At 73.2% G+C, this 24,834-nt stretch carries 37 protein-coding genes; 28 read left to right on the top strand and 9 right to left on the bottom strand.

Going from position 1 to position 24,834, the window contains the following annotated elements; translation table 11 throughout:
• Positions 1–277: 277 nt before the first annotated feature.
• The 3 genes from panB (at position 278) to ABT093_RS10110 (ending at position 3,142) form a co-directional block, all read left to right on the top strand.
• The gene (gene panB, locus ABT093_RS10120; protein ID WP_350562386.1) at positions 278–1,147 is read left to right on the top strand and encodes a 3-methyl-2-oxobutanoate hydroxymethyltransferase; all 870 of its coding nucleotides are present in this window, start codon (positions 278–280) and stop codon (positions 1,145–1,147) included.
• Between the two features lie 160 nt (positions 1,148–1,307).
• On the top strand, positions 1,308–2,336 hold the full coding sequence (locus tag ABT093_RS10115) for an ATP-binding cassette domain-containing protein (protein ID WP_350562384.1): 1,029 nt from the start codon (positions 1,308–1,310) through the stop codon (positions 2,334–2,336).
• Positions 2,333–3,142 carry an ABC transporter permease gene (locus ABT093_RS10110; protein ID WP_350562382.1) on the top strand — a complete coding sequence of 270 codons (810 nt, stop codon included), beginning with the start codon at positions 2,333–2,335 and terminating at the stop codon, positions 3,140–3,142. The genes ABT093_RS10115 and ABT093_RS10110 overlap by 4 nt, the downstream gene beginning before the upstream one ends.
• A gap of 66 nt (positions 3,143–3,208) precedes the next feature.
• On the opposite strand, the gene ABT093_RS10105 is transcribed toward ABT093_RS10110, so the two are convergent.
• Positions 3,209–6,586: an AfsR/SARP family transcriptional regulator gene (locus tag ABT093_RS10105; protein WP_350562380.1), complete on the bottom strand. Its 3,378-nt coding sequence runs from the start codon at positions 6,584–6,586 to the stop codon at positions 3,209–3,211.
• Positions 6,587–6,822: 236 nt separating this feature from the next.
• On the opposite strand from ABT093_RS10105, the gene ABT093_RS10100 reads away from it, so the two are divergent.
• Positions 6,823–7,638, top strand: coding sequence for a site-2 protease family protein (locus ABT093_RS10100; RefSeq protein ID WP_350562378.1), 816 nt, complete (start codon positions 6,823–6,825; stop codon positions 7,636–7,638).
• A 44-nt stretch (positions 7,639–7,682) separates the two neighbouring features.
• Here ABT093_RS10100 and ABT093_RS10095 read toward each other — a convergent pair whose 3' ends face one another.
• The gene (locus ABT093_RS10095) at positions 7,683–7,877 is read right to left on the bottom strand and encodes a hypothetical protein (protein ID WP_350562376.1); all 195 of its coding nucleotides are present in this window, start codon (positions 7,875–7,877) and stop codon (positions 7,683–7,685) included.
• A gap of 135 nt (positions 7,878–8,012) precedes the next feature.
• Positions 8,013–8,705, bottom strand: a complete 693-nt coding sequence (gene npdG, locus ABT093_RS10090; RefSeq protein ID WP_350562374.1) for an NADPH-dependent F420 reductase — start codon at positions 8,703–8,705, stop codon at positions 8,013–8,015.
• Positions 8,706–8,752: 47 nt separating this feature from the next.
• On the opposite strand from npdG, the gene ABT093_RS10085 reads away from it, so the two are divergent.
• Both ABT093_RS10085 and ABT093_RS10080 read left to right on the top strand, forming a co-directional pair.
• Entirely contained in the window at positions 8,753–9,406 is a 654-nt protein-coding gene (locus ABT093_RS10085; RefSeq protein WP_350562372.1) for a hypothetical protein, read from the top strand.
• A gap of 105 nt (positions 9,407–9,511) precedes the next feature.
• A complete protein-coding gene (locus ABT093_RS10080; protein ID WP_350562370.1) occupies positions 9,512–10,885 on the top strand; it encodes an MFS transporter in 1,374 nt (457 codons plus the stop codon).
• 4 nt (positions 10,886–10,889) lie between these two features.
• Here ABT093_RS10080 and ABT093_RS10075 read toward each other — a convergent pair whose 3' ends face one another.
• Positions 10,890–11,123: a hypothetical protein gene (locus tag ABT093_RS10075; protein ID WP_350562368.1), complete on the bottom strand. Its 234-nt coding sequence runs from the start codon at positions 11,121–11,123 to the stop codon at positions 10,890–10,892.
• Between the two features lie 168 nt (positions 11,124–11,291).
• Between ABT093_RS10075 and map the strand changes: the two genes are divergently transcribed.
• A complete protein-coding gene (gene map / locus ABT093_RS10070) occupies positions 11,292–12,137 on the top strand; it encodes a type I methionyl aminopeptidase (RefSeq protein ID WP_350562366.1) in 846 nt (281 codons plus the stop codon).
• A 22-nt stretch (positions 12,138–12,159) separates the two neighbouring features.
• On the opposite strand, the gene ABT093_RS10065 is transcribed toward map, so the two are convergent.
• Positions 12,160–12,861, bottom strand: a complete 702-nt coding sequence (locus tag ABT093_RS10065) for a bifunctional DNA primase/polymerase (RefSeq protein ID WP_350562364.1) — start codon at positions 12,859–12,861, stop codon at positions 12,160–12,162.
• A 422-nt stretch (positions 12,862–13,283) separates the two neighbouring features.
• Here ABT093_RS10065 and ABT093_RS10060 point away from each other — a divergent pair, with 422 nt between their 5' ends.
• Entirely contained in the window at positions 13,284–13,514 is a 231-nt protein-coding gene (locus ABT093_RS10060) for a DUF8847 domain-containing protein (protein ID WP_350562362.1), read from the top strand.
• Between the two features lie 29 nt (positions 13,515–13,543).
• Positions 13,544–13,741: a hypothetical protein gene (locus ABT093_RS10055; protein WP_350562360.1), complete on the top strand. Its 198-nt coding sequence runs from the start codon at positions 13,544–13,546 to the stop codon at positions 13,739–13,741.
• Positions 13,742–13,787: 46 nt separating this feature from the next.
• Here the strand turns inward: ABT093_RS10055 and ABT093_RS10050 are convergent, their stop codons facing one another.
• Positions 13,788–14,447, bottom strand: a complete 660-nt coding sequence (locus tag ABT093_RS10050; protein WP_502884184.1) for a PadR family transcriptional regulator — start codon at positions 14,445–14,447, stop codon at positions 13,788–13,790.
• A 180-nt stretch (positions 14,448–14,627) separates the two neighbouring features.
• Here ABT093_RS10050 and ABT093_RS10045 point away from each other — a divergent pair, with 180 nt between their 5' ends.
• Both ABT093_RS10045 and ABT093_RS10040 read left to right on the top strand, forming a co-directional pair.
• Positions 14,628–15,026, top strand: a complete 399-nt coding sequence (locus tag ABT093_RS10045; RefSeq protein ID WP_350562356.1) for an ACT domain-containing protein — start codon at positions 14,628–14,630, stop codon at positions 15,024–15,026.
• Positions 15,027–15,128: 102 nt separating this feature from the next.
• Positions 15,129–15,386, top strand: a complete 258-nt coding sequence (locus ABT093_RS10040) for a metallothionein (protein WP_350562354.1) — start codon at positions 15,129–15,131, stop codon at positions 15,384–15,386.
• Between the two features lie 130 nt (positions 15,387–15,516).
• Here ABT093_RS10040 and ABT093_RS10035 read toward each other — a convergent pair whose 3' ends face one another.
• The 3 genes from ABT093_RS10035 to ABT093_RS10025 all read right to left on the bottom strand — a co-directional run bounded on the left by ABT093_RS10035 (position 15,517) and on the right by ABT093_RS10025 (position 18,033).
• A complete protein-coding gene (locus tag ABT093_RS10035; protein WP_350562352.1) occupies positions 15,517–16,920 on the bottom strand; it encodes a tyrosine-type recombinase/integrase in 1,404 nt (467 codons plus the stop codon).
• A complete protein-coding gene (locus tag ABT093_RS10030) occupies positions 16,890–17,330 on the bottom strand; it encodes an ImmA/IrrE family metallo-endopeptidase (RefSeq protein WP_350562350.1) in 441 nt (146 codons plus the stop codon). The genes ABT093_RS10035 and ABT093_RS10030 overlap by 31 nt, the downstream gene beginning before the upstream one ends.
• Positions 17,331–17,460: 130 nt before the next feature.
• Positions 17,461–18,033, bottom strand: coding sequence for a helix-turn-helix transcriptional regulator (locus ABT093_RS10025; RefSeq protein ID WP_350562348.1), 573 nt, complete (start codon positions 18,031–18,033; stop codon positions 17,461–17,463).
• A 189-nt stretch (positions 18,034–18,222) separates the two neighbouring features.
• Here ABT093_RS10025 and ABT093_RS10020 point away from each other — a divergent pair, with 189 nt between their 5' ends.
• The 17 genes from ABT093_RS10020 (at position 18,223) to ABT093_RS09940 (ending at position 24,773) form a co-directional block, all read left to right on the top strand.
• A complete protein-coding gene (locus ABT093_RS10020) occupies positions 18,223–18,441 on the top strand; it encodes a helix-turn-helix domain-containing protein (protein WP_350562346.1) in 219 nt (72 codons plus the stop codon).
• A complete protein-coding gene (locus tag ABT093_RS10015) occupies positions 18,438–18,707 on the top strand; it encodes a helix-turn-helix transcriptional regulator (RefSeq protein ID WP_350562344.1) in 270 nt (89 codons plus the stop codon). The genes ABT093_RS10020 and ABT093_RS10015 overlap by 4 nt, the downstream gene beginning before the upstream one ends.
• Before the next feature lie 95 nt (positions 18,708–18,802).
• The gene (locus ABT093_RS10010; protein WP_350562342.1) at positions 18,803–19,600 is read left to right on the top strand and encodes a phage antirepressor; all 798 of its coding nucleotides are present in this window, start codon (positions 18,803–18,805) and stop codon (positions 19,598–19,600) included.
• Positions 19,597–19,821, top strand: a complete 225-nt coding sequence (locus ABT093_RS10005; protein WP_350562340.1) for a hypothetical protein — start codon at positions 19,597–19,599, stop codon at positions 19,819–19,821. The genes ABT093_RS10010 and ABT093_RS10005 overlap by 4 nt, the downstream gene beginning before the upstream one ends.
• Positions 19,821–19,982: a hypothetical protein gene (locus ABT093_RS10000; RefSeq protein ID WP_350562339.1), complete on the top strand. Its 162-nt coding sequence runs from the start codon at positions 19,821–19,823 to the stop codon at positions 19,980–19,982. Before ABT093_RS10005 ends, ABT093_RS10000 begins: the two co-directional genes overlap by 1 nt.
• Entirely contained in the window at positions 19,979–20,281 is a 303-nt protein-coding gene (locus tag ABT093_RS09995; protein ID WP_350562337.1) for a hypothetical protein, read from the top strand. Before ABT093_RS10000 ends, ABT093_RS09995 begins: the two co-directional genes overlap by 4 nt.
• The gene (locus tag ABT093_RS09990; RefSeq protein WP_350562335.1) at positions 20,278–20,661 is read left to right on the top strand and encodes a hypothetical protein; all 384 of its coding nucleotides are present in this window, start codon (positions 20,278–20,280) and stop codon (positions 20,659–20,661) included. The genes ABT093_RS09995 and ABT093_RS09990 overlap by 4 nt, the downstream gene beginning before the upstream one ends.
• Positions 20,661–20,819, top strand: coding sequence for a hypothetical protein (locus ABT093_RS09985; protein WP_350562333.1), 159 nt, complete (start codon positions 20,661–20,663; stop codon positions 20,817–20,819). Before ABT093_RS09990 ends, ABT093_RS09985 begins: the two co-directional genes overlap by 1 nt.
• Positions 20,816–20,953 (top strand): hypothetical protein, encoded by a 138-nt coding sequence (locus tag ABT093_RS09980; RefSeq protein ID WP_350562331.1) that lies wholly within the window; start codon positions 20,816–20,818, stop codon positions 20,951–20,953. Before ABT093_RS09985 ends, ABT093_RS09980 begins: the two co-directional genes overlap by 4 nt.
• The gene (locus ABT093_RS09975; RefSeq protein WP_350562329.1) at positions 20,953–21,843 is read left to right on the top strand and encodes a PD-(D/E)XK nuclease-like domain-containing protein; all 891 of its coding nucleotides are present in this window, start codon (positions 20,953–20,955) and stop codon (positions 21,841–21,843) included. Before ABT093_RS09980 ends, ABT093_RS09975 begins: the two co-directional genes overlap by 1 nt.
• Entirely contained in the window at positions 21,840–22,718 is an 879-nt protein-coding gene (locus ABT093_RS09970; RefSeq protein WP_350562327.1) for a hypothetical protein, read from the top strand. Before ABT093_RS09975 ends, ABT093_RS09970 begins: the two co-directional genes overlap by 4 nt.
• Positions 22,715–23,434: an exonuclease domain-containing protein gene (locus tag ABT093_RS09965; protein ID WP_350562325.1), complete on the top strand. Its 720-nt coding sequence runs from the start codon at positions 22,715–22,717 to the stop codon at positions 23,432–23,434. Before ABT093_RS09970 ends, ABT093_RS09965 begins: the two co-directional genes overlap by 4 nt.
• Entirely contained in the window at positions 23,431–23,901 is a 471-nt protein-coding gene (locus tag ABT093_RS09960; protein WP_350562323.1) for a hypothetical protein, read from the top strand. The genes ABT093_RS09965 and ABT093_RS09960 overlap by 4 nt, the downstream gene beginning before the upstream one ends.
• Complete coding sequence (locus ABT093_RS09955; RefSeq protein WP_350562321.1) at positions 23,898–24,080, top strand: hypothetical protein; 183 nt, start codon at positions 23,898–23,900, stop codon at positions 24,078–24,080. The genes ABT093_RS09960 and ABT093_RS09955 overlap by 4 nt, the downstream gene beginning before the upstream one ends.
• The gene (locus ABT093_RS09950) at positions 24,077–24,247 is read left to right on the top strand and encodes a hypothetical protein (RefSeq protein WP_350562319.1); all 171 of its coding nucleotides are present in this window, start codon (positions 24,077–24,079) and stop codon (positions 24,245–24,247) included. The genes ABT093_RS09955 and ABT093_RS09950 overlap by 4 nt, the downstream gene beginning before the upstream one ends.
• On the top strand, positions 24,244–24,501 hold the full coding sequence (locus ABT093_RS09945; RefSeq protein ID WP_350562317.1) for a hypothetical protein: 258 nt from the start codon (positions 24,244–24,246) through the stop codon (positions 24,499–24,501). The genes ABT093_RS09950 and ABT093_RS09945 overlap by 4 nt, the downstream gene beginning before the upstream one ends.
• Positions 24,501–24,773, top strand: coding sequence for a hypothetical protein (locus ABT093_RS09940; RefSeq protein WP_350562315.1), 273 nt, complete (start codon positions 24,501–24,503; stop codon positions 24,771–24,773). The genes ABT093_RS09945 and ABT093_RS09940 overlap by 1 nt, the downstream gene beginning before the upstream one ends.
• Positions 24,774–24,834: the final 61 nt, after the last annotated feature.

The raw sequence follows: 24,834 nt of genomic DNA, 5'->3' as shown, positions 1-24,834 counted from the left end.
GCGTGGCACTGGCGGGCATTTCGAGCCGCGATCGTCTCGTAAACCCCCCTCGGTCAGGGTAGCGACAATTTCGATACGAGACGAATCCGTATCGTAAAGCTGCGGCAAAGACCCGCGCGCACCCACCCGGCCGCCGGGCCGCCGGGCCGTCCGGCCGCCGGTCACAAGCGGAGTGACCCCCGCCCCTTTTGCGCCCGCGCCGGGCCGTGCAAGCATGGAGGTGATCCGGGGACGCCGCACGGCGCCACGAGACGACAACCCTTCAGGAGCCTGTTCGATGAACGCTTCTTCGCCTTCGCCTGCCCAGAACCAGGCGACGACCGCCACCCTCTACGGTGGGGTCACCAACCGCCGCGTCACCGTCCGCGACCTCGCCGCCGCCAAGCAGCGCGGCGAGAAGTGGTCGATGCTGACCGCCTACGACGCCCTCACCGCCGGCGTCTTCGACGAGGCCGGCACCCCCGTCCTGCTGGTCGGCGACTCCGCCGGCAACTGCCACCTCGGCTACGAGACCACCGTCCCGGTGACCATGGATCAGATGGTGATGCTCGCCGCCGCCGTCGTCCGCGGCACCAAGCGGTCCATGATCGTCGCCGACCTGCCGTTCGGCTCCTACCAGGAGTCCCCGGCCCAGGCGATGCACAACGCGGCCCGGCTGATGAAGGAGGCCGGGGTCGGCGCGGTCAAGCTGGAGGGCGGCGAGCGCAGCGCCCGCTCGATCGAGCTGCTGGTCGAGGCCGGCGTCCCGGTGATGGCCCACATCGGGCTGACCCCGCAGTCCGTGCACGCGCTCGGCGGCTACCCCGTCCAGGGCCGCGGCGACGAGGCCGCGCACCAGCTGCTGCGCGACGCCAAGGCGGTGCAGCAGGCCGGCGCCTTCGCGGTCGTCCTGGAGGCGGTGCCCGCCGAGCTGGCCCGGCAGGTCACCGAGCAGCTCGCCGTCCCCACCGTCGGCATCGGCGCCGGGGCGGACTGCGACGCCCAGGTGCTGGTCTGGACCGACTTCGCCGGGATGACGGCGGGCCGGGTGCCCAAGTTCGTCAAGCAGTACGCCAACCTGCGGGCCGTGCTCGGCGACGCCGCCCGCGCGTTCGCCGAGGACGTGCGCGGCGGCGCCTTCCCGGCGCCGGAGCACACCTTCCACTGACGCGCACCGTCGTCCGGGGCCCGGCCACGGCCGGGCCGGGCCCCGGATGACAGCCGTGTGACAGCGGGCCGACAGCGCGCCGCCGGCCCGCCCGCCCCGGACCGCCCGCTGACCGCCCGCTGACAGCGGGCTGACAGCCGGGTCGGACAGTCTGTGGGGCATGACACGAATCTCCACCGCCCCGAACGACCAGGGGCCCGCCGCGGGGAATGCCGTCGAGGTCCACGGCATCGTCAAGCACTTCGGCACCACCAAGGCGCTCGACGGCGTCGACCTCACCGTGCGCGAGGGCACCGTCCTCGGTGTGCTCGGCCCCAACGGCGCGGGCAAGACCACCCTGGTCCGCGTCCTGTCCACGCTGATCAGGCCCGACGCCGGCACCGCCTTCGTCGGCGGCTACGACGTGCTGCGCCAGCCCAAGCAGCTGCGCCGCACCATCGGCCTCACCGGCCAGTACGCCTCCGTCGACGAACTGCTCTCCGGCTACGAGAACCTCTACCTCATCGGCCGGCTGCTCGACCTCTCCCGCCGCGACGCCAAGGCCCGCGCCACCGAACTGCTGGAGCGCTTCTCGCTCACCGAGGCCGCCAAGCGCCCCGCCAAGACCTACTCCGGCGGCATGCGCCGCCGCCTGGACCTGGCCGCCTCGATGATCGGCCGCCCCCGGGTGCTCTACCTGGACGAGCCCACCACCGGCCTCGACCCGCGCACCCGCAACGAGGTCTGGGACGAGGTGCAGCGGATGGTCGCCGAGGGCTCCACCGTGCTGCTCACCACCCAGTACATGGAGGAGGCCGAGCAGCTCGCGGGCGAGCTGACCGTCATCGACCGCGGCCGGGTGATCGCGGCCGGCGGCATAGCCGAGCTCAAGGCCCAGGTCGGCGGCCGGACCCTGCAGATCCGCGCGGCCCACCCCGCCGAGCTGCCCGAGATGGCCCGCTGCCTGCACGACTCCGGCGTCACCGCCACCTTCTCCACCGACACCGGCCTGCTCTCGGTGCCGATCACCGCCGACGAGCAGCTGACCACCGTGATCGGCGTGCTCGGCACCCGCGGCTTCGCGGTCGCCGGCATCGACACCAAGCTGCCCAGCCTCGACGAGGTCTTCCTCGCCATCACCGGCAAGCCCGCGGACCGTCCGGCGCCCGCGGACGCCGCCCCCAGCCTCGCCAAGGAGCCTGTCGCATGACCACCGCCACGCTCTCCCCCGTCCGGGCGGACACCCGGATCGGCCTGGCCGGCCACCTGCGTCACGTCGGCGCGCTGACCCGCCGCAACCTGATGCGGATCAAGGCCGACCCGGAGTCGATGTTCGACGCCATCCTGATGCCGATCATCTTCACCGTGCTGTTCGTCTACGTCTTCGGCGGCGCCATCTCCGGCGGCCAGGACGCCTACAAGCAGTACATGATCCCCGGCCTGCTCGGGCAGACCGGACTCACCCTGGCGATGGCCGTCGGCACCGGCCTCAACAGCGACTTCCAGACCGGCGTGATGGACCGCTTCCGCACCCTGCCGATCGGCCGCTCCTCGGTGCTGCTGTCCAAGATCGCGGCCGAGACCTGCCGGGCCCTGCTCTCCTTCAGCATCATGATCGTTTTCTCGCTGGTCATCGGCTTCGAGCTGAAGGGCGGCGTGCTGCAGACGCTGGCGGCGGTCGGCCTGTCGCTGGTGTTCGGCATGTCGATCGTGTGGATCTCGATGCTGCTGGGCATGGCCCTGCGCAGCGCCCAGGCCGTCCAGGGAGTCTCCATGCTGGTGCTGATGCCGATGCAGTTCGGCAGCTCGATCTTCGCCCCGACCGACACCATGCCGGGCTGGCTCCAGTCCTTCACCAAGGTGAACCCGCTGTCCGCGCTGGCCGACGCCTGCCGGGCCCTGATGAACGGCCAGGGCGCGGTCGCGCACCCGACGCTGATCGTGCTGGCCTGGTCGGTCGGCATCACCGCGGTCTTCGCGCCGCTCGCCGTCGCCCGGTTCCGCAAGCGGACCTGAGCGGTGACCGCACGGCGGCGCCCCGGGGTGCGCGAGGGGAGCGCCCCGGGGCCCGCCGCGTGCCGGTCAGCCGACCAGCCGGTCGAGCAGCGCGCCGGCCTCCATCACGGACAGCCCCCGGCCCTCGGTGACGGCGGCCTCGAACACCGCGTCACCGAGCAGGTCGCGCAGGCTCTGCTCGGCGCGCTCGCGCTCCGCCCGGTCGAGGAAGTTGTTGTGGGGCCCGTTCATCGCGGTGTGCGCGCCGAACAGCACGGCGGCCCGCCGGGCCGTGTCGAGGTCCCCGTCGCGCCGGGCGAAGACCTCCATCACCCCGACCACCGGCGGCAGCAGCATCACCGACATCTGCTCGACGAACCCGCCCGCGCTCGACGGCACCGCGTGCAGCATCGCGCGCCCCTCGTGGACCAGTTCGAGCCCGCGGTCCGGATCGCCGCCGCGGGCGGTGATCCAGCCCCGGGTGACGGTCAGCATCCCGCCGACCACGTCCGGGGCGAACGCGCCGACCCGCGTCCAGCTCAGCGCGTCCAGCTCGGCCAGCGCCGCCCCGTGGTCGCCGCGCACGCCGTGGATGCCGCAGAGCATCAGGTGCCCGAAGAGCAGCGCCCCGTTGGTCGCCTGGTTGTCGCCCGGCCGGATCCCCTCCATCGCCTCGCGGATCCGGCGCTCCCCCTCGTCCAGGTCCTCGTCCAGCATCGCCGCGCCCAGGTGGACCCCCAGCATCGGCACCTCCTGCGGGGCGCCCAGCTCCTCGGCCAGCTCGATCGCCCGCTGATAGGCCTCGACGGCCTCCGCCGAGCGCCCCTGGTTGGCCAGCGACTCGCCGCGCGCGGACAGCGCCTGGGACATCCCCCAGAGGTCGCCGGACCGGCGGTACAGCTCCAGCGACTCCTCGCCGTCCCGGGTGCTCTGCTCCGCCCCGTTCGGCCAGTCGTTCATCATCTTGGCCCGGATCTGCAGGATGAAGGCCAGGTCGCTGGAGTCGCCGTAGCGCCGGCAGCCCTCCACCGCGTCGTCCAGCAGGTCCTTCATGGCGTCCAACTGCCCGACCAGGAAGGCGCCGAAGACCCGCATCAGCCCGGGGAAGCGGTAGGCCTGCGGCAGGTCCGGGGTGTAGGCCTCGGTGATCTTGCGGGCCATCGCGACCGCGTCCGGGTCGGCCAGCACGTCCAGGTTGCCCTCGAACAAGCTGATCAGCCGGTAGATGACGACCGCCCGGCGGGCCTCCGCGGTGGCCTCCGGCGGCATCGGCAGCGGGTACTCCAGCACGTGCCGCTCCAGCGGCACCGGCCGGGCGTCCGGGCCGAACGGGTCCGGGCCGAGCGCCAGGACCTGCTCGTACCAGCGGCGGGCCTCCTGGCTGAAGCCGCGCAGCGACCAGTACCAGCTCATGCCCAGCGCCAGCACCAGCGCCTCGTCCTCGTCCCGGCGGTCGACGGCGCGGCGCAGCGCGGTCCGGATGTTGTCGTGCTCCCGCTCCAGCACCGCCAGCCAGTGCAGCTGCGCGGGGCCGTGGACGTTCAGGTGGGCGGTGCGGACCAGCTCGCGGAAGTGCTCGACGTGCCGGCCCTCGGTCCCGGCGCTCTCCCCCGCCTCGGCCAGCCGCTCGACCGCGTACTCGTGGATGGTCTCCAGCATCCGGTAGCGCGGCGGACCGTCCCCGTCCAGGTCGGCGACCAGCAGGGACTTGTCGACCAGCGAGAGCAGCAGGTCGGCGACCTCCTCCCGGGGCACCTCGGCGCCGTCCGCGCAGACCGCCTCGGCCGTCTCCAGCGTCCAGCCGCCGGCGAACACCGCCAGCCGGCGCAGCACCGCGCGCTCCTGCTTGCCGAGCAGGTCCCAGCTCCAGTCGACCACCGCGCGCAGCGTCTGCTGGCGCGGCAGCAGGGTGCGGCTGCCCGCGGTGAGCAGGGCGAACCGGCCGTCCAGCCGGTCGGCGATCTGCCGGGCCGTCATCACCCGCAGCCGGGCGGCGGCCAGCTCGATGGCCAGCGGCAGGCCGTCCAGCCGGCGGCAGATCTCGGCGCAGGCCTCCGGGTCGCTCCGCGGGTCGAAGCCCGGGCGGGCGGCGGCGGCCCGCTCGGCCAGCAGCCGCAGCGCCACCGGGTCGGGCAGCGGCTCCACCGGCAGCACGGTCTCCCCCGGCACGCCCAGCGGCTCGCGGCTGGTGGCCAGCACGGTCAGGCCGGGGCACTCGGTGAGCAGGCTGTCGGCGAGGTCGGCGGCGGACTGGATCAGGTGCTCGCAGTTGTCCAGGACGAGCAGCATCCGGCGGCGCCCGCAGTGCTCGATCAGCCGGCGCACCGGGTCGCCGGAGCGGGCCTCGATCACCTCGGCGACCATGCTGGTGCCGGTGTGCAGGACGGTCTCGCGCAGGCCGAGCGCCGAGACCACCGCGCCGGGCACCGCGTCCGGGCGCTCCACCGGGGCCAGCTCGGCCAGCCAGACGCCGTCCGGCCAGTGCCCGGCGCCCTGCTCCAGACGGCCGGCCTCCACCGACAGCCGGGTCTTGCCGGAGCCGCCGGGGCCGGTCAGGGTGACCAGCCGGCTGGTGGCCAGCACCGAGCGCAGGGCGGCGAGGTCGCTCTCGCGGCCGACGAAGCTGGTGAGCCGGCCGCGCAGGTTGCCCGCGGTCCGGGACGGCGCCGGGGCGGCGGGCACGGGTGCGGCGGGGGCGGGGGCGGGGGCTGCGGTCGCCTGCGGCGCGGGGGCCACCGGGGCGGGAGCCTCCACGGGGGCCAGCAGTTCGGCGTGGAGGGCCTGGAGCCTGCGCCCCGGGTCCACGCCGAGCTCGTCGGCCAGCGCGCGCCGGGTGCGCTCGTAGTGGCGCAGCGCCTCCGCCGTCCGGCCGCTCTCGTGCAGCGCCCGCACCATCAGGTACTGCAGCGGCTCGTCCAGCGGCTGTCCCTCGCACAGTTCGGCGAGCTCGGCCACCAGGTCGGCGGCCCGGCCCAGGCCCAGGTCGGCGGTGATCCGGTGCCGGCGGACCTCCTCGCGCTGGGCCTCCAGCCGGGTGGCCGGGCCGGTGCGGTCCGGCAGGTCGGCGAGCGCCGGGCCGCGCCACAGCGCGAGCGCGGCCCGCAGCCGTTCGGCGGCCGCCGCGTGGTCGCCCCGATCCAGCTCCCGGCGGCCCTCCGCGGCCAGCCGCTGGAACTCGGCGAGGTCGGTCAGCGGGTCGGTCAGCCAGTACCCGGCCGGGCCGGAGCCCACCCGGTCGCGGCCGATGGTGCGGCGCAGCCGGCCGACCAGGGTCTGCAGCGCGGCCGAGGAGTCCTGCGGCGGCTCGGCGTCCCACACCTCGTCGGCCAGCAGGTCGGGCGGCACCGGCCGTCCCTGCCGCAGGGCCAGCGCGGCGAGCAGGGCGCGCAGCCGGGCGCCGCCGAGCGGGACCGGGGTTCCGTCGTCGTGGTGGGCCGTGGTGGTGCCGAGGATGCCGTAGTGCACCGAACCATTCTGGTGGATCGGCGCCGCCCGCCACGCACATTTGTCCGGTCCACGACCCTGACCGTCCCCTGCTCGTCGCCCGCTCGCCGCCGGGGCGGGTCGCCGGGGTGCGGAACCCGGTGCCGGGCGCCGTACGTTCATCCGGGACGGCTTGTCCGGGGCCGCGACCGCCCGGCATGATCGACCACTGGCCGTTCGCCCCCGCCGATCCCGACAGTCTCCGGAGCACCCACACCATGACCTTCGCCGCAACGCAGCGTTCCCGCAGCGAGGACCGCCGGATCAGTCCGGTGTTCTGGGCGCTGCTCGCGATCCTCGTCACCTCCGGCGTGGCCGTCTTCCAGGGCTACGGCAACGCCCGGTTCGGGGTCTTCCTGTTCGTGGTGGCCGGCTGGATGGTCTCGCTCTGCCTGCACGAGTACGCGCACGCCCGGACCGCGCTGCACGGCGGCGACATCTCGGTCGGCGCCAAGGGCTACCTGACCCTCAACCCGTTCAAGTACGCCAACGTCCTGCTCAGCTTCGTGCTGCCGATCGTGTTCGTGCTGCTCGGCGGCATCGGCCTGCCCGGCGGCGCGGTCTGGATCGAGCGGCACCGGGTGCAGGGGCGGCTCAAGCACAGCCTGATCTCGGCCGCCGGACCGCTGGTGAACCTGCTCGCCGCCGTGCTGCTGCTGATCCCGGTCGGCGCGGGCTGGCTCGACGACCCCGCGGTGCACGCGGTCTGGAACGGCTTCGAGCTGAACGTCTCGCCGTTCGCCCTGGCGCTGGGCTTCCTGGGCATGCTGCAGCTGAGCGCGACCCTGCTCAACCTGCTGCCGGTGCCCGGCCTGGACGGCTACGGGATCGTCGAGCCGTGGCTGTCGCTCAAGACCCGGCGGGCGATCGAGCCGTTCGCGCCGTACGGCATGCTGGCCGTCTTCGCGCTGCTCTGGCAGCCGGAGGTGAACCACTGGTTCTTCGAGGCCGTGTACGGCGTGATGGACCTGCTGGGCGTCGACCGGGCCTACCCGCAGGTGGGCCACGAGCTGTTCACGTTCTGGAAGGACTGAGCCGGACTGGGCGCGGCTCGGGGCCGGCTCGCCGCCCGGGCGTCTCAGGCCTGGGCGGTCTGCTCCGCGGCCGCCCTCGCCAGCTTCTCGCGGCGCACGTTCATCCAGAGCACGTTGCTGGCGATGCCCGCCATCGGGAGCCAGACGAGGCCGAGCCACCAGCCCTGGACCAGCGAGACCACGGCGGCGGCCAGCGCGAGAACGGCGACGATCGAGGCGAGGACGGACGTGCGGGGCATGGCGGCAGACTCCTGGGGCCGGTAGGACGGACGGCTCCCATTGTCGCCGACCTCACCTCCGGACCGGGTCCAGGGGTGAGGCCGGCGAGCCGGTGATCACGTCGGTGATCGGACGCCGGTGGTTCAGCCGGTGGTTCAGACGTCGGTGATCCGCAGGCCCGCGTGGGCCTTGTAGCGGCGGTTGACCGAGATGAGGTTCGCCACCAGCGACTCCACCTGGTGCGCGTTGCGCAGCCGGCCCGCGAAGATGCCGCGCATGCCGGGGATCCGCCCGGCCAGCGCCTGCACGATGTCGGTGGCGGCCCGCTCCTCGCCGAGCACCATCACGTCGGTGTCGATCCGCTCGACCGACTCGTCCTGGAGCAGTACCGCCGACAGGTGGTGGAAGGCGGCGGTCACCCGGGAGTCCGGCAGCAGGGCGGCGGCCTGCTGGGCGGCGCTGCCCTCCTCCGGGACGAGCGCGTAGGCGCCCTGCTTGTCGAAGCCGAGCGGGTTGACGCAGTCCACCACGATCTTGCCGGCCAGCTCCTCGCGGAGCGCGGTGAGGGTGGCGGCGTGGCCGTCCCAGGGCACCGCGACGATCACGATGTCGCTCTCCCGGGCGGTGGCGGCGTTGTCGGCGCCGCGCACGCCGTGGCCGATCGCCTCCGCCGAGGCCTGCGCGCGGGCCGCGTCGCGCGAGCCGATGATCACCTGCTGGCCGGCCTTGGCCAGCCGCAGGGCCAGCCCCCGCCCCTGGTCGCCGGTGCCGCCGAGGACGCCGACCACGAGCTGCGAGACGTCCGGCAGGTCGTGGGCCGGGTTTGTCGCTGAATCGAGGGAAGTCATGGGCCGATCCTGCCAAACCGCCGGCCCCTCGCGTCATCCTGTCGGCCATGGACGCGGTGAGAGTTTCGGCACTACGGGAGCGGCTGACCGGGACCGGCTGGCTGGAGGCCGTCGGCGGCTTCGCCGGTGAGCTGCGGCGGGCGGTCTCCCGGCGCGGCGCGGGTGAGTTGCTGCTGGTCGGCACCGAGGCGTACGAGCCCTGGCACCTGGCCGCCCATCTGAAGGACGAGGCCGCCTGGTCGGACGTGCCCCGGCTGGCCCCGACCCTGCTGCGGCACCGGGTCCCGGCGCAGGCGCCCGGCCATCTGGCGCACGGCCTGGGGCGGCTGACCGAGGCCGGGCGCGGGGCGACCGTCCTGGTGGTCGCCCCGGCGGCGGCCGGGGAGACGCTGCTGGAGCGGGTGCACGACGCCCGGCGGCACGGCGCGACGGTGCTGGCGCTGGACGGCGCCGGGCCGGACGCGCCCGACGGGCCGTCCGCCGCCGGGCCCGCCGACCTCACCGGGCTCGCCGACCTCACCGGGCTGGCGCACCGCAGGCTCGCCGTCGGCACGGGCGAGGAGGAGCCGTTCGACCTGGCCCAGCACCTGGTCAGCGCCGCCGCCGGGCAGCGGCCCGCGCGGCGCTCGGCGGCGGCGCTGGAACGGCTGGCGGCGCTGGCCGCGCGGCTGACGGCGGGGCCCACGGTCAGCCGCTGGTAGGACGGGGCGCACCGAGGGAACGACGGGCCTGACGGGGCGGGCGGGGCGCGGCGGGCGCGAAAATCCGTTGCGGCCGGGCCCGGCGCCCCCGCAGGATGGTCACTCGTGAACGACGCCGACGCCGCCCCGCCCACGAACGGTCGGGCGAGATCCCTGCTGCGCTCGGTCGTCCCCGACCTCTCCCCGTGGCGCTCCTCCCGGGACTTCCGCCTGCTCTGGGTCTCCGGCTGCGTCACCAGCTTCGGCAGCTTCCTCACCTACGTCGCCGTGCCGCTGCAGATCAAGGAGCTGACCGACTCGTCCTTCGCGGTCGGCCTGGTCGGCGCCTTCGAGCTGGTCCCGCTGATCGTCTTCGGCCTCTGGGGCGGCGCCCTCGCCGACGCCCTGGACCGCCGCCGCCTGGTGCTGTTCGCCGAGGCCGGGCTCGGTCTGCTCAGCGTGCTGCTGCTGGTCAACGCGCTGCTGCCGACGCCCGTGCTGTGGCCGGTCTACCTGGTGGCCGCGCTGGTCGCCGCCGCCGACGGCCTGCAGCGCCCGGCCCTGGACGCGCTCACCCCGCGGATCGTCCGGCACGACCAGCTGGCCGCCGCCTTCGCCCTCAACTCCCTCTACCGCAACGTCGGTTCGGTGGCGGGACCGGCGCTGGCCGGCGTCGTGGTGACCTTCGCCGGGGTGCAGACCGCGTACGCGCTGGACGTCGTCACCTTCGGCGCCTCGCTGCTGCTGCTCGCCCGGATCCGCGCCGTCCCGCCGCCGACCGGCGCCGAGCAGCCCTCGGTGAAGGCGGTGCTGACCGGGATCCGGTACGCGTGGAGCCGCAAGGACCTGCTGGGCACCTACGCGATCGACCTGTGCGCGATGCTGTTCGCCTTCCCGGTGGCGGTCTTCCCGTTCCTGGCCGCCGAGCTGCACGCCGACTGGGCACTCGGCCCGATGTACTCCGCCTCGGCGGTCGGCGCCCTGCTCGTCTCGGTCACCAGCGGCTGGACGTCCCGGATCCACCGGCACGGCCGGCTGCTGCTGGCCGCCGCGCTCGGCTGGGGCGTCGCGATCGCGCTGGCCGGCCTGTCCGGCTCGGTCTGGCTGGTGCTGCTCTGCCTGGCGCTGGCCGGCGGCGCCGACCAGATCAGCGGTGTCGCCCGCTCCACGCTGTGGAACCAGTCGATCCCGGACGAGCTGCGCGGCCGGATGGCCGGCGTCGAACTGCTCAGCTACTCGGTGGGCCCCCAGCTCGGCCAGGTCCGGGCGGGCGGCATGGCGGGGATGGTCGGCGTCCGGGCCTCGGTGTGGGTCGGCGGCGCCGCCTGCGTGGTGGGCGTGCTGGCGCTGGCCACCGCACTGCCGCGGCTGCTCTCCTACGACGACCGCACCGACCCGAACGCGGCCGCCGTCCGCGCCGAGCACGAGCGGGCGGCGGCGGAGCGCGAGGCCGCCGCGGGGCGGGAGGCGGCCGAGCGCGAGGCGGCGGACGCGTCCTGACCCGCTACTCGCCGGGCGCGTCCTCGGGCCGGTCGCTCCAGCGCGGGTCGTTGGTCCACTCCCGGTTGCGCAGCTCGGCGGTCTCCAGGGCGTGCGCCGCCTCCTCCCGGGTGGCGTACGGGCCGAGGCGGTCCTTCGCCGGGCACTCCGGCCCCTCCTCGACCTTGCCGTGCTTGATGCAGTAGAACCACTCGCCGGGCCGGCCGGTCGGCTTGTTGCGGCGGAATCCCAGGGGCATGGTGCGGTCTCCTCCGTGTCGGCGGTCGCGGCTCGCGTTCCCCGCGTCGTCCCGATCATTCCCCGCCCCGGCGCCGTCCGCACACCCGGCCCCCGCCGGGAGGCCCGGCGGGGGCCGGCGTCCACGCCCGGCGATGGCGCGCGGGGCCCGCCAACTAGACTCGCGGCCATGGCACTCGTACCCGGCATCCAGTCCCCCACCCGCAAGGTCCCGGCGCACATCGCACGCCCCGAGTACGTCGGCAAGCCCGCTCCGGCCGCGTACACCGGGCCCGAGGTGCAGAGCGCCGAGACGATCGAGAAGATGCGGATCGCCGGCGGGATCGCCGCCCGGGCGATGGCCGAGGCGGCCGCGCTGATCGCTCCCGGCGTCACCACGGACGAGCTGGACGCCGTCGCCCACGCGTACATGTGCGACCACGGCGCCTACCCGTCCGACCTCGGCTACCGGGGCTTCCCCAAGTCGGTCTGCACCTCGATCAACGAGGTCATCTGCCACGGCATCCCGGACTCGACCGTCCTCCAGGACGGTGACATCGTCAACATCGACGCCACCGCCTACATCCACGGGGTGCACGGCGACCTCAACGCCACCTACCTGGTCGGTGACGTGGACGATGAGTCCCGGCTGCTGGTCGAGCGGACCCGGGAGTCGCTCGACCGGGCGATCAAGGCGGTCAAGCCCGGCCGCCGGATCAACATCATCGGACGGGTCATCGAGTCCTACGCCAAGCGCTTCGGCTACGGCGTGGTGCGGGACTTCACCGGACACGGCATCAACACGTCGTTCCACTCCGGCCTGATCATCCCGCACTACGACAGTGAGCGGGCCACCGAGGTGATCAAGCCGGGGATGACGTTCACCATCGAACCGATGCTGACCCTGGGCACCTACGACTACGAGATCTGGCCGGACGGCTGGACCGTCGTCACCAAGGACCGCAAGCGCACCGCCCAGTTCGAGCACACCCTGGTCGTCACGGCGGACGGCGCGGAGATCCTCACCCTGCCGTAGTCCCGGTGGCTGGTCGGCCCGTTCAGCCGATCAGCCACTGCTCCTCGGCGACGGCGCCCACCTCGGTGCAGGCGTCGGTCAGCACGTCCAGGACGCGCAGCGGGTCCGGCAGCGGCTGCTCGGGCCCGCGCAGCCACCGCACCTCCGAGCCGTCCGGCAGCGCGGCCGGCGGCAGCAGGGTGTACGAGCCGCGGCAGTGCCAGCGCAGACCGGGGTGCTCGGACATGGTGTCCGGCGTGGAGTCCAGGGCGCTCGGCCACCACTCGTCCTCGTCCACCGGGGTGCCCCTGGTGGCGGTGAAGAACAGGTAGCGGTCCTCGCCGACGGCGGCCACCGGCCCCTCGACACCGAGCGCGGTCAGCCGCTCCAGGGCGAGGCGCCCGGCCTCCACCGGCACGTCCAGCACGTCGTGGACGCGGCCGGTGGCGGTGATGAAGTTGGCCTGCGGGTCGCGGGAGAGCCAGCGGGCGAGCTGCTCGGGATCGGTAGTGGCCTGGGTCTGCCAGGCGAAGGAGACCGGGTGCTGGGCGGGGGCCGGACAGGCGACCCGGTCGCAGGAACAGCGGTAGCCGGCCGGATGGGCCGCGGGCGCGAGCGGGAACCCGGCGCGGACCGCGCCGAGCAGCTGGTCCAGTCTGGCGGCGGGACTGTCGGCGTCCGCCGGCCGGCCCCGCTCACGATCACGCTTCTGCCACCAGGCCGTCCACCTGCCGCCGGATTCCATCGGGCCCCTTCCGCGCATGCCGTGCCCGGTGCGACACAGCGTTCGACCTACCACTCCGACGCAACGCACGGCGCCCCCCGCTGCTTCCCCGGGTGGAGCTCGGCCCTGCAGTCCCGCGCCCTGCCGGCCGGAGCCGGGGTTGCCGGGCGGCCGACGCCGGGGTCACGGTACGGAGTCACTGCGGCACGACGGCCGCGGCTCGGCGGCCCGGCGGGCACGGTGAGGTGCGCCTCGCCCGGCCCGTACGGGCCCGCTGACCCGGGTGGACCCCGAGGGCGTAACAGGAAGGATAAGGGTGCGCGGGCCCTGTGGATGACCGGGGGCGGTGCCTCTCCGGTCACACTCCCCGCACCCGGCCCCCACACCGTCTCCGCCCCGCACCGTCTCCGCCGCGCACCGGCGCGGGGTGAGACCCTGGTGGGGTGAAGAGCGCGGACACCGAATTCGTCGGCGGCCCCCTGGACGGCCGGATCCTCCCCATCCCGCTGGGGCCGATGTACGGCGTGCCCAGGAAGTACACCGTGCCGGTCCCCTCGCACGGGGACACCCCGGCGCGCACACTGGTGTACGTCCGGGCCAAGCAGCAGCGGGGCGCCCGCTGGTTCTGGCGTTACGAGTACGACGAGGCGGCCACCGCCCGCGCTTCCGGGTGACGGCCGCCTCCCCTCGCGGGAGGACGGCGATGGCGAGATCCGCACGGCACCCCAGGACCCGCGCCGAGGCGGTGGCGCACCACAACCGGCAGGTGGCCGCGGTCACGGCCGGCCTGCTGGTGGTGGTCAGCGCCTACAGCGCGGTGATCGGCTCCAACGGCTGGCTCTGGTTCGGCTGGGCGGTGCTGCTGCTCGCGTGCGTGGCGCTGTTCGTCGTGCGCCCCTGAGCGGCGGCACCGCCCGTCACCGTCGCCCCCTGTCGGCCGGGGCGGGTCAGGCGTCCTCGGCGAGGATCAGGTACAGCTTCTTGCGGGCCTCGTTGAGCACCTCCAGGCCCTTGGCGCGCTGCGCCTCGGTGCCCGTCGTCATGACCTGCCGGACGGCGTTGTCCACGGCCCCGAGCGCCTGGCCGACCTCCTGGACCGCGGCCCAGTCGATCTCCTGGCCGGCCTCCGCCCACGGCTCGTCCGGCCCGGCCTCGGCCTCGGCCCGGCCCGCCTCGGTGAGCGAGACCAGCCGCTTGCCGCCGGTCTCCTCGGCCGCGACCAGGCCCTCCTCCTCCAGCAGCTGGAGGGTCGGGTAGACCGAACCGGGGCTCGGCCGCCACGCCCCGCCGGACCGCTCGGCGATCTCGGCGATCATCTCGTAGCCGTGCATCGGCCGCTCCTTGAGCAGCGCCAGCAGCGAGGCACGCACGTCCCCGCGCCGGGCCCGCCCGCCGCGCCGGCCGCGGACCCACGGCGGAGGCCCGCCGAAGCCGCCCCGGGCCCACGGCGGGCCCGGCCGTCCGCCCGGCCCGCCGGCGAACGGCGGCGGACCGAAGGGGCCGAACGCCCCCCGGCCCTCGTAGCGCTCGCCGGGCATCCCCACGAACTCCGGCCCCGGGCGGCAGCCGCCGGGACCTCCCTCTCCACGGAATCGTCCTGGGCGCATCGCACCCACCTCCCGTTCGGGCCGCTCCGGGGCGGCCCCGTAGACGATGGACAGACGATCGTTCGGAACAGTCGAGTCACTATCCCGATATCTCGACGATATATCGGTGACTGTCGACCGTCAACGCTTTCCGATACACCCTCCACCGCTGCCCGGCGCCCGGCCGCTACGGTGCGGGGCATGGCCGGAGAACGAGACCTCACGACACTGCTGCGCGACCTGCGCCCCCTGCTCAACCCGGGGCGGTACGTCTACTGCACGCTGCCCACCAAGGTGCCCGCCGGACTGCGGCCGGTGGCCACGGTCGCCGAACCCGAGGGGGTGACGGTGGTGGTCGCCCAGGAGGAGGCCGACGCGCTCGGCCTGCCCTACGCGTACGTCGCCGCCTGGATCACCCTGCGGGTCGAGTCGGCGCTGGAGGCCGTCGGCCTGACCGCCGCCGTCGCCACCCGGCTGGCCGAGGAGGGGATCAGCTGCAACATGGTGGCCGGGTACCACCACGACCACCTCTTCGTCGGCGCCGACGACGCCGACCGGGCCCTGCGCGCCCTGGAGGAGCTCTCCGCCCGCGCCACCTGACCGGGCCCGCCGGGTGGCCGCCCCACCCGGGGCCCCGGAGACTGGAGGGGCGGGCACACGCCCGGCCCCTCCTCCCCTCCGCCCGGAAGGAAGTGCGCCGCCATGGCCATCTGCGTCACCTGCGGCAACGACTACTGGCTCGCCTTCGAGATCAAGACGATCACCGGCGACGTCTACACCTTCGACAGCTTCGAGTGCGCGATGGAGAAGCTCGCCCCGCGCTGCGAGCAGTGCGACGTCCGGATCGTCGGCCACGGCGTCGAGGTGGCCGGCATGTTCTTCTGCGGCGCCCACTGTGCCCGCGTCAGCGGCGGCCTCGGCGACCAGGTCCGCGACGCCGTCGGCACCCACCCGGGCTGATCCGAGCTCGGAGCCGGAGCCGGTACGACGAAGGCCCCCTGACCTGCTGTTTTGCAGGTCGGGGGGCCTCACTCAAGCCAGGCGACGGAAGAGTCGACCTATACGCCGGGTACAGACCGCACCCCTGGGATTACACCCCCGCCAGCGATTCCCCACCTGCGCAAACGCCGCCGGCCTCCGCCTCCTGCGACCCCGCAGGGAGTGAGGAGGGAGTTTCGTCACCGGAGCGCGCCGCGGGGAGCGTCGGCGCCTCCTCGCGTGCGTCCGGCGCGAGCCACCGGCCAAGGGCCGCGAGGGCCTGGCGGCCAGCTTCGGGAAGGAAGTGGACGTAGGTCCGCAGGGTGAAGGCGGGGTCGCTGTGGCCGAGCCACGCGGCCAGGGTGGTGATGGTCTCCCCGGCCTGGAGGACGACCGAGGCGAACGTGTGCCTGAGCACGTGGAACCCGTCGGAGCGGTCCATCTTCCACAGGGTCCGGGTCCACACCACCTTCGTCCCCTGCACTTCCTCCCGCACCGGCGCGGGGATCACGCCGGCCTTCACGAGCGCTGGCTTCCACGCTTTCTCGTCCCACGTCGTGCGGTTGACCGCACCGCCCGACTTGCCGTTCACGTGGGTGGTGGTCACCAGAAGCCGGACTGTCGCGAGGGGGCGCTCGCTCCACTCCAGATTCGGCCGCTCCGGGTCGACCCACGGCAGAGTGACCTCGATCGTGGGGAACTGTTCGGCGTGCGCGCGCACGCTCTCGGCGAGGCCGGGCGGGCACACGGTGACCCGCGTCTTGTTGCCCTTCGGCGGCCCGAACGCCAACTGGCCGCCGATCTTGAGGATCTGCCGGGTGACGTGGATCTCCTGTCCGACGATGTCGTTAGGGCTAAATCCGAACGCCTCGCCCTGCCGCAGCCCCGCGCCGACCGCAAGGTCCACGAGGACCCGGTACCGGGCGGGCAGGGCATCCCTGACCGCCAGGACTCGCGCGAGCGGCCACGCCTTCGCCTTGCTCGGTGTCGCCTTCGGCGCCTTCAACTCTGGATCCCGGAACGGGTTCTCTGGGATGCGCTTCGCCTTGAACGCGGCCTGCATGATCGCGGAAAAGTGCTTCCAGGTCGTCCGGACGGTACTGACGTCGATCCGCTTCTCGGCCTGAACCACCCACGCGCGGATCTGCTCGTCACCAATGCTCAGCAGCGGCAGGCTTCCCAGGTAGGGCAGGATGTGGTTGAAGACCCGGGAGCGCATGCCCTCCTTCGTACTCGGAGGCTGACGAAGGCTCGGCCACCAGTGCTTCTCGACGTATTCCCGCAACGTGATCTCTCCGTTGCGCGGGTCGTAGAGGTTGCCCCGCGTGCTGTCCGTGGCGGCCTCGCGCTGCCACTTCTTCGCGTCTTCCAGCGCCTTGAACGACCTATCCCGGACGCCAGGGATCCCGGCAACCTTGTAGCGCTTCCCCTTGCCCCACAACGCGGTTCTCTCGCGCTTCCCCGTCGCCGGGTTGGGCCGCTTGTTCAGCCAGCGGTCCTCGATGTAGCCAGCCACGCTGTTCCCCCCTCCAAGTCGGCCCCGCGCGCGCGGAGGATCCAGGTAGTGACGCCGAGCTCCTCGGCGAGCTCAGCCTCGCTGGTTGCCCACTGCCGGGCGGCGAAGTAGTCGCTGAGACCGATCAGCTTGCGCGCGGCCAGGGTGTCGGCGCGCCGCTCGGCCCTCAGCCCGTCTCGCCCGCCGCATCCGGTGTCGCCAGCGAGGATGTGCTCCAGCTCGTGCGCGAGGACGCACCGCACTTCGGCCGGGCTGAGGCCGGCGGCGATGACGACTGCTCGGCGCTTGGGGGACCAGACCCCCCAGGTGTCCCGCAGCCAGAGGCGGACCACGGGTATCCCCATGCGGTCCAGCTCGGCGGCGGGGTCGTACTGCACTTCGGCCTCGGCGGTGCCGACGGATGCGGGCATGCCTCTCCCCCAGTGTCCTGACGTGTGGGAGGCATGTCGGAGAGAGAAGTCTGGCACATCTACACGAGGAACAGTGAGGAAATACGCACGTTAAGTCACGCGTGTCGCAGGGGCCCCAGGGAGCAGGGGGCTACGGTTCCTGCCGACCGTGGCGAGCGTGCTCCTCAAGAGCCTGCTCGATCCGCGCGGCGTCGTCGTCCGGTACGCCGGTGTCGCCCTCGGCCCACGCGTGCGGTCGGTACGCGGCCAGGCCGTACCCGGGCTGCGGCGCCGACTGGGCCGGTCGTTGCGGCACCGACTGGAGTAGGCGATCCGCTGCCTCCTCCAGAAGATCCCGCAGCACGGGATCACCGCCAGCCGCCACCGCAGCCCGAGCGAACCGGCCAACGGCCGGATACAGGTCCAACACGCTCGCGCCGCTGGCCGAAACCTCAACAGCGGTCCCCGTAGCAACCCGGGTCTCGCCCTTCGGGTTCCCGCCGTTCAGTGCACGCTCGACGCCGTCCGCCAGCCAGCCCAGCGCAACACCGACTGCGTAGTACCCCGACGGGATATCGGGCGCCGACGCGGGCGGACGACCGGCCTCGTAGGTTCCGATCGTCCGCTTGGTCAGTCCTGCAGCCTCAGCAAGGTCCGCCTGCAGCCACTGCTTCTGCTTGCGGTCCCGCTTGATGCACTCGCCTAGGTACGTCCAGTCCTGCACGGTCCGGCCCCTGCTTCTCGGTTGCGCCTCCTCTGCCACCAGCGAGGCAACGATAGGCAACAGTCTCCCAGAGGCTTCGCCCCCACTGCCAGGCGGGTTCCCGCCAACTGAGGGTGACCTCACTTCTACTTCCTCTCTATTTCTCATTGCTGCTTGCACTTCCTCTCTACTGCCTCTACGGTTCTTCTTGTGCAAGCCAACGGACCGAACATCCGCAGCAGGCGCGAACAGCTGGGGCACGGCCTGAACGCCTTTGCACGACAGGTCGGCATCTCTCCCTCGCACCTGTCTCGAATCGAACGCGGGCTCCGCGGCGCCCAGCCCGAGGTCATGCGGCGGATTGCCGATGGGCTTCGTCTGAAGGACGTCACGGACATCACCAGAGAAGAAACGGAGAGGAAGTCATGAGCGAGGTGACCTCGCCCCTGCTGCCGCACGACAAAGCGGCCGCCTACATCGGGCGTACGGCGCGGGCTCTGTACTGCCTGAACGACCGGCGTCAGGGCCCCCCGAGCTTCCGCCTCGGTGGCCGGCGGATGTACCGGCTCGCCGCTCTCGACGCCTGGCTCGCCGAGCACGAGGCGCGCGATAGCCGGGCGAACCCCGTGCTGGACCCGACCCGCCAGGCTCCCGAGCCGCGTCAGCCGCGTCGCCGCCAGCCGCTCGCCGCCTGACCCCCGACATGGGTCGGGCTCCCGCCGGGATGCCGCCCGAACGAGAGCCCTCGGCCCACCCGCGCGTCAAACGATCACGAAAGAGAGGTGGACCTGTGTCCATCATCCCCTACACGTTCCCGGAGACCGCAACTGCGGTTCGGGTGGTGACCATCGACGGCGAACCGTGGTTCGTCGCGGCCGACGTGACCACGGTCCTCGGCTACGCGAATGGCCGCGACGCGCTCTCCCGCCTGCCCGAGCGGATGAAGGGTTCCGTCGTGATTTCCGACGGTACCCCGGGCAACCCGAACCGCGCGGTCGTGTCCGAGTCCGGCGTGTACCGACTCGTCATGCGGAGCAACCTGCCGGCCGCCGAGCGGTTCCAGGACTGGATCTCCGAGGAGGTCCTCCCGAGCATCCGCCGGTCGGGCTCGTACTCGGTGGCGCCGGTCGCGCCGATGCTGCCGGACATGGCGACGCCGGAGGGCCGCCGGGCGGTGGCCGCGGCGCTGCTGGCGGCGGCCGACCGGGAGATCGAGCTGAACACCCGGGTCGCGGAGCTGGAGCCGAAGGCGCTCGCCCACGACACCTACCTCGCGGCCCGTGAGGGCGACGTGCTGATCCGGCAGGCCGCGAAGCTTCTCGGCTGGCGGGAGCGGGACTTGCGCCAGTTCCTGGTGGACGAGCACCTGGTGTTCCGCCGGCAGGCGGTGTGTGGGGCTGCGGTCTGGGACTTCTATGCCCAGTTCGACCAGCACTTCACGGCGAAGGAGACGGTGGTCACCCACACGTGGGGGGACTGCGCGCACTACACGCTGCACGTCACGCCGCGGGGCATGGAGCTGGTCCAGAAGCGGATCGCGAAGCGGCAGGCGGAGATGGACTGCGCGATCGCTGGCGGTGCCCGATGAGCGCCGTGGTGTTGTCGCTGCGGGATGCGGCGGCTGTGGGCTTGCTGGGCTGGGACGTGGAGCGGGCGCGGGCGGTGGCCGTGCGGCCGTTGCCGGCCGGTTCGGTGGAGCGGGCCGCGCTGGTGGGTGAGATGCGGGCGGTGATCGCCGGTCTGCTGCACGAGCTGGAGGTCACCGCGATTGAGGTCCGTGGGTACCGGCGGCTGCTGGGGGTGGCGTGATGGCCGAGTACTCGCAGGAGGAGCGGTCGGCCGCGGTGGCGGCGGGCGAGGACTGGCTGGAGGCGGGTGTCGGGCCGCTGTGCTCGTGCGGCTGTGGTTTGCCGCTCGGCAAGCACATGCCGGCCCGGGCCGGCCACATCACCTCGGAGGGGGCCCGATGAGCACGACGCACACCATGTGGTCGGCCGGTGGTTACGCCAGCACGATGGGCTTCACGGACGGGCACCTGTTTCTCTTCCCGGCCGGTCTGTCGGGTGACCAGCTCGCTATCGGCCGCCGGGCGAACGTGTCGGACGCGGAGATGCTGGCGGTCGCGGACGGGGTGCTTACCGCGGTGCAGCGGTGGCGGGACACGGTCGCGGAGTCGGTCGAGCAGAACGCGACGGTCGCTGACGAGTTGGTCGCCGCGAAGGCCCGCATCGCCGAGCTGGAGAGCGCCGCTGAGGACGGTGCCCTGTGAGCGGCCGGGACGGGATGGTGCACGCGCGGATCGACGCGACGTGGATGCACGTGGTCCTGCGGGCGCGCGGCGTCCGGTACGACACGCTGCGGGCGCTGGCGGAGGCCTGGGCTGAGGACCAGTCGCTGGTGGTCGACGCGCTGAACCGGCTGGCGGCGGCGGTCGAGGAGGGCGGTCCGGCGTGGGACGCCGCAGTCGACGACGTCGAGCTCGACCTCGGCATGGACGAGGCGGAGACGGAGCTGACGCACGTCGACGCGGTCCGGCTCGCGGATGAGTTGCTCACGGCGGCGCCGCTGACGATGTCGGCCCGGCGGGAGCTGGCGCACGGTGCCGAGCTGATCGTCTTCCCGCGCCAGCAGGACAGGAGGGCCAGCTGATGAACGGGTTCTTCCTGATCGCGTCCGCTGTGTTGGCGTTGCTGCTGGTGGTCGGCGAGTACCGGAACCGGCGTCGTGTGCGGTCGGTGCGGGCTTCGGAGGTGACGCCGGAGCAGGTCCGGTACGTGGCCGCCCGCCGTCCGGGGGCCGGCCGGTGAGCCGCCTGCGTGCTCTCGCGGCTCTGAGGGTCCGCCGCATCGCCTGGCCCTACCCGGCGCTGGAGCTCGTCCGCCCGGACGGCCGCGGCTGGCTCCTGATGCCCCTTACCTTCGACTTCCACCCGGAGAACTGATGACCATCACCTCGCCGGCCGGGGCCACTGCGGCCCCGGCGGCCGGGCCGATCATCGACCGGACCGGCGTCTACGAGATGACCAACGAGCAGTACCACGCCGACCCGGTGCCGGGCGGCAGCCTCTCCTCGACGGGGGCCCGGCGGCTGCTGGCCCCGTCCTGCCCGGCCCTGTTCCAGCACGAGCGCACCCACGGCCAGGCGCCGCGGCGGACGTTCGACTTCGGGACCGCAGCCCACATGCAGGTGCTGGGCGTCGGGCCGGAGATCGTCAAGGTCAAGGCCGACAACTACCGCACCGCCAAGGCTCAGGCCGAGCGCGACGAGGCCCGCCTGCGGGGCGCCGTGCCGCTCCTGCCCGCCGAGTGGGCGCAGGTGCAGGCGATGGCCGCAGCGATCCGCCAGCACCCCGTCGCCAGCCGCCTGTTCGCGCCCGGCTCGGGTCTGCCGGAGCAGTCGCTGTTCTGGGTGGACCAGGCGACCGGCGTGTGGCGGCGGTGCCGTCCGGACTGGCTGCCCTACCCGACCGGCGGCCGGCTGATCGTCCCCGACTACAAGACCACCGTGTCCGCCGACCCGCGGTCGATCGAGAAGTCGGTCTACGACTACGGCTACTACCAGCAGGACCCGTGGTACGTGGACGGGATCCGGGCGGTCCTCGGAGTCGAGGACGTCGTCATGGTCTTCGTCTGCCAGGAGAAGACCGCCCCGTACCTGATCAACGTGGTGCAGCTCGACCCGCTCGCGATCCGTGTCGGCCGTCGCCGCAACCGCGAGGCGCTGGCGGTCTACCAGCAGTGCACCGCGTCCGGGCAGTGGCCCGGCTACTCCGACCGCGTCGAGGTCGTCTCCCTGCCCGCCTGGGCCGAGAAGCAGGAGAACCAGAAGTGAGCAACCCCATCGAGCAGTACATGCCGCAGGCGCCGGCCCGAATCGGGCAGGGCACCGCGGTCGAGCAGTCCCGCGCGGTCGCGGAGGTGCAGGCGGCGATCGTCGTTGCCCAGCAGTGCCCCCGGAACGTCCAGGCCGCCGTCGCCGAGATGCGCCAGTCCTGCCAGCAGAAGGGCCTCGCCGAGCGGGCGTTCTTCCGCTACTCCCGCGGCGGGTCCACGGTGTCCGGGCCGTCCGTCCACCTCGCCCGCGAGCTGGCCCGCTGCTGGGGCAACATCCAGTACGGCCTCGCCGAGCTCCGGCGCGACGACGAGTACGGCGAGTCCGAGATGCAGGCCTTCGCCTGGGACGTCCAGACCAACGCCCGCTCGTCGCAGGTGTTCATCGTCCCCCACAAGCGGGACGTGAAGGGCGGCCCGAAGAAGCTCGTCGACCTCCGCGACATCTACGAGAACAACGCCAACAACGGAGCCCGGCGCCTGCGCGAGGCCATCTTCTCCGTCCTGCCCGCCTGGTTCGTCGAAGAGGCCAAGGACATCTGCACCCGGACCATCACCAACGGTGGCGGCAAGCCGCTGCCGCAGCGCATCGCCGACGCTGTCCGGATGTTCGAGGGCATGGGGGTGACCGTCGACCGGATCGAGGCCAAGCTCGGCCGCGCGAGCGGGAAGTGGACCGAGTTCGACGTTGCCCAGCTCGGGGTGACGTACAAGTCGGTGCAGCGCGGCGAGGTCACCCTCGACGAGGAGTTCCCGGCCGAGCGAGTCACCGTCGCCGAGATCACCAAGCTCCCCTCCCCGCAGCCCGCCGAGACAGCCGCCACCGCCGAGTCGGCCGCGTGGCCGCAGGTCGCGCAGGCGGGGGGTGCGGAGTGAGCGCCTGGTGGCTGGATGAGTGGGCCGCGCTGGACCTGGAGACGACGGGTCTGGACGTGGAGACGGACCGGATCGTCACGGCCGCTCTGGCGCGGGTTCTCCGTGGCGTGCCGGTTGAGACCAGGACGTGGCTCGCTGACGCCGGTCAGAAGGACATCCCGCTGGAGGCCGTGAAGGTCCACGGGATCACCAGCAAGGTGGCCCACCGGCACGGCCGGCCGGTCGACGAGGTCGTCGGCGCACTGGCCCGGGAACTGGCTGAGCTGCCGTACGAGAACATCCCGCTGGTGGTGGCGAACGCCCCGTTCGACCTGACCCTGCTCACTCGCGAGCACGAGCGTACGGGCCGGTCGTGGCCCCAGGGCCACCACAGCCACCGGATCTTCGTCCTGGATCCCCTGCTGCTCGACTGGAAGCTCGACCAGGGCCGGGACGGCCGCCGCAGGCTGGTGGACCTGTGCGAGCACTACGACGTGGTGCACGCCGGCCCGCACCGGGCGGACGCCGACGCCGCAGCTGCGGCCGCGGTGACCTACCAGATCGTCTCCCAGTACCCGGAGCTGCGGCAGATGTCCCTCGCGGAGGTGCACGAGCGGCAGGTCGGTTGGGCGGTGGAGCGGGCTGCGGCCCGACAGCGGCGCCTCCGCAAGAACGACCCGACGGCGGTCGTGGACGGGCGCTGGCCGCTCATCCCCCGGCAGGAGGTGGCGCGGTGAGCCCGGTCCTGACGCCGGAGGAGCGCGGCGACCTCGCCGAGGCGATGCTGCCCTACGCGAGCCGGCTCGCCTGCCTGACCCACGGCGACGGAGACGCGGAAGACATCCAGCGCACCATCGCCCGCCTCGACGACACCCAGCGCGCCGCGCTGATCGTCGTCCTCGCGTCGATGGTCGACCCGGACGCCGCGCTGCAGGACGTACTCGGCCATGTGACGTGGGACGAGCACGGCAGGGCGGCGGGGATCCCGCTGTTGCCGGGCGCGGTGCGGTCGCTGTCGTACCTGCGGCGGTGGCCGGAGACGCCGGGTGGTGCGCACGCGGTGCTGGAGGCCGAGCAGCGGCACGAGGCGTGGGTGCTCGTAGCCGCGGGCGCGACGCACACCGAGGCTGCGGTCCGGATCGGTGTCGCGACCCGCACGGTCACCAGGTGGCTGAGCGAACGCCGGCGGGAGGTGGCGGCGTGATCTCGCGCTTCCGTGACCCGGCGGATCGGGCGGAGTCGTACAGCGTGACGCTGACCGCGCTGCCCCTGCCGGCCGAGACCGTGGCCGCCGCCCGCCAGTACGTGGCGCGGGAGGCCCGCGACGAGGACGACCTGGCGCTGCTGCTGGACGCGCTCGGCCTGGTCGAGCAGGCGCCGTGACCTGCCGGCAGGTGCTGCCCCGCGAGCCGGGGCAGCCGCCCGGCGTCGACCGCTACTGCGGCCAGCGCGCCCGGTTCTTCCCGAACGGCTGGCGTTGCCCCGACCACACACCGGCCCGGCAGGCCGGCCACCCCGAACCACCCACCACACCGATGGAGACGCGATGAGCAAGACGCCCACAGAGGACACCTGCCAGCTCTGTAGCCAGACCCGCGTCCTCTTCACCTACGAGCACCAGGAGGTCTTCGACTGGGGCTTCGGCGACACCACGATCTACCAGTTCTGCGCGCGCTGCTGGGAGAAGGTCGAAACGGCCGAGGAGAACGACAACTCCCTCGACCTGCCGTACCTGACCGGTCAGGCCAAGCGCTACGTCGCCGCGATGCGCCGGACGACCGAACTGGCGAAGGTCGCCGCCTGATGCGCGCCTTCTACCGCGGCTACCACGACGGGTCCGAGCGCCGCGCCGGACAGGTTCGCCGCCTCCACATCATGCGCGAGGACGGTAAGTACCCGGGCCGACAGGCCTTCTGCGGGACGGGCGGCTACGACGTCACCCACTCCACGACCGTCCTGATCGACCCGCTGCCGGCCACGCCGCCCGACGGCTTGTCCTGGTGCGGCGCCTGCGTCGGCCGGGCGGCCGAACGGACCGGCCAGTTGGACACGTGGGCCGCCCAACTCGCGGCCTGACCCGCCGACCGCCTGGGGCGGGTTGGCATCTCCCTCCGCCCCAGGCCACCAACCACCCTCC

Source organism: Kitasatospora sp. NPDC002551 (assembly GCF_040296005.1).
In the GTDB taxonomy this organism is placed as follows: domain Bacteria; phylum Actinomycetota; class Actinomycetes; order Streptomycetales; family Streptomycetaceae; genus Kitasatospora.
Note: the sequence above shows the minus strand (reverse complement) of the source record. Positions and strands in the feature narration are given on the sequence as shown.

What these genes read in the sequence shown, in the direction of transcription:
- panB (WP_350562386.1), top strand. Translation starts at nt 278, where the DNA reads ATGAACGCTTCTTCGCCTTCGCCTGCCCAGAACCAGGCGACGACCGCC.
- ABT093_RS10115 (WP_350562384.1), top strand. Translation starts at nt 1,308, where the DNA reads ATGACACGAATCTCCACCGCCCCGAACGACCAGGGGCCCGCCGCGGGG.
- ABT093_RS10110 (WP_350562382.1), top strand. Translation starts at nt 2,333, where the DNA reads ATGACCACCGCCACGCTCTCCCCCGTCCGGGCGGACACCCGGATCGGC.
- ABT093_RS10100 (WP_350562378.1), top strand. Translation starts at nt 6,823, where the DNA reads ATGACCTTCGCCGCAACGCAGCGTTCCCGCAGCGAGGACCGCCGGATC.
- ABT093_RS10095 (WP_350562376.1), bottom strand. Translation starts at nt 7,877, where the DNA reads ATGCCCCGCACGTCCGTCCTCGCCTCGATCGTCGCCGTTCTCGCGCTG.
- npdG (WP_350562374.1), bottom strand. Translation starts at nt 8,705, where the DNA reads ATGACTTCCCTCGATTCAGCGACAAACCCGGCCCACGACCTGCCGGAC.
- ABT093_RS10085 (WP_350562372.1), top strand. Translation starts at nt 8,753, where the DNA reads ATGGACGCGGTGAGAGTTTCGGCACTACGGGAGCGGCTGACCGGGACC.
- ABT093_RS10075 (WP_350562368.1), bottom strand. Translation starts at nt 11,123, where the DNA reads ATGCCCCTGGGATTCCGCCGCAACAAGCCGACCGGCCGGCCCGGCGAG.
- map (WP_350562366.1), top strand. Translation starts at nt 11,292, where the DNA reads ATGGCACTCGTACCCGGCATCCAGTCCCCCACCCGCAAGGTCCCGGCG.
- ABT093_RS10065 (WP_350562364.1), bottom strand. Translation starts at nt 12,861, where the DNA reads ATGGAATCCGGCGGCAGGTGGACGGCCTGGTGGCAGAAGCGTGATCGT.
- ABT093_RS10055 (WP_350562360.1), top strand. Translation starts at nt 13,544, where the DNA reads ATGGCGAGATCCGCACGGCACCCCAGGACCCGCGCCGAGGCGGTGGCG.
- ABT093_RS10050 (WP_502884184.1), bottom strand. Translation starts at nt 14,447, where the DNA reads ATGCGCCCAGGACGATTCCGTGGAGAGGGAGGTCCCGGCGGCTGCCGC.
- ABT093_RS10045 (WP_350562356.1), top strand. Translation starts at nt 14,628, where the DNA reads ATGGCCGGAGAACGAGACCTCACGACACTGCTGCGCGACCTGCGCCCC.
- ABT093_RS10040 (WP_350562354.1), top strand. Translation starts at nt 15,129, where the DNA reads ATGGCCATCTGCGTCACCTGCGGCAACGACTACTGGCTCGCCTTCGAG.
- ABT093_RS10030 (WP_350562350.1), bottom strand. Translation starts at nt 17,330, where the DNA reads ATGCCCGCATCCGTCGGCACCGCCGAGGCCGAAGTGCAGTACGACCCC.
- ABT093_RS10015 (WP_350562344.1), top strand. Translation starts at nt 18,438, where the DNA reads ATGAGCGAGGTGACCTCGCCCCTGCTGCCGCACGACAAAGCGGCCGCC.
- ABT093_RS10005 (WP_350562340.1), top strand. Translation starts at nt 19,597, where the DNA reads ATGAGCGCCGTGGTGTTGTCGCTGCGGGATGCGGCGGCTGTGGGCTTG.
- ABT093_RS10000 (WP_350562339.1), top strand. Translation starts at nt 19,821, where the DNA reads ATGGCCGAGTACTCGCAGGAGGAGCGGTCGGCCGCGGTGGCGGCGGGC.
- ABT093_RS09995 (WP_350562337.1), top strand. Translation starts at nt 19,979, where the DNA reads ATGAGCACGACGCACACCATGTGGTCGGCCGGTGGTTACGCCAGCACG.
- ABT093_RS09985 (WP_350562333.1), top strand. Translation starts at nt 20,661, where the DNA reads ATGAACGGGTTCTTCCTGATCGCGTCCGCTGTGTTGGCGTTGCTGCTG.
- ABT093_RS09975 (WP_350562329.1), top strand. Translation starts at nt 20,953, where the DNA reads ATGACCATCACCTCGCCGGCCGGGGCCACTGCGGCCCCGGCGGCCGGG.
- ABT093_RS09945 (WP_350562317.1), top strand. Translation starts at nt 24,244, where the DNA reads ATGAGCAAGACGCCCACAGAGGACACCTGCCAGCTCTGTAGCCAGACC.
- ABT093_RS09940 (WP_350562315.1), top strand. Translation starts at nt 24,501, where the DNA reads ATGCGCGCCTTCTACCGCGGCTACCACGACGGGTCCGAGCGCCGCGCC.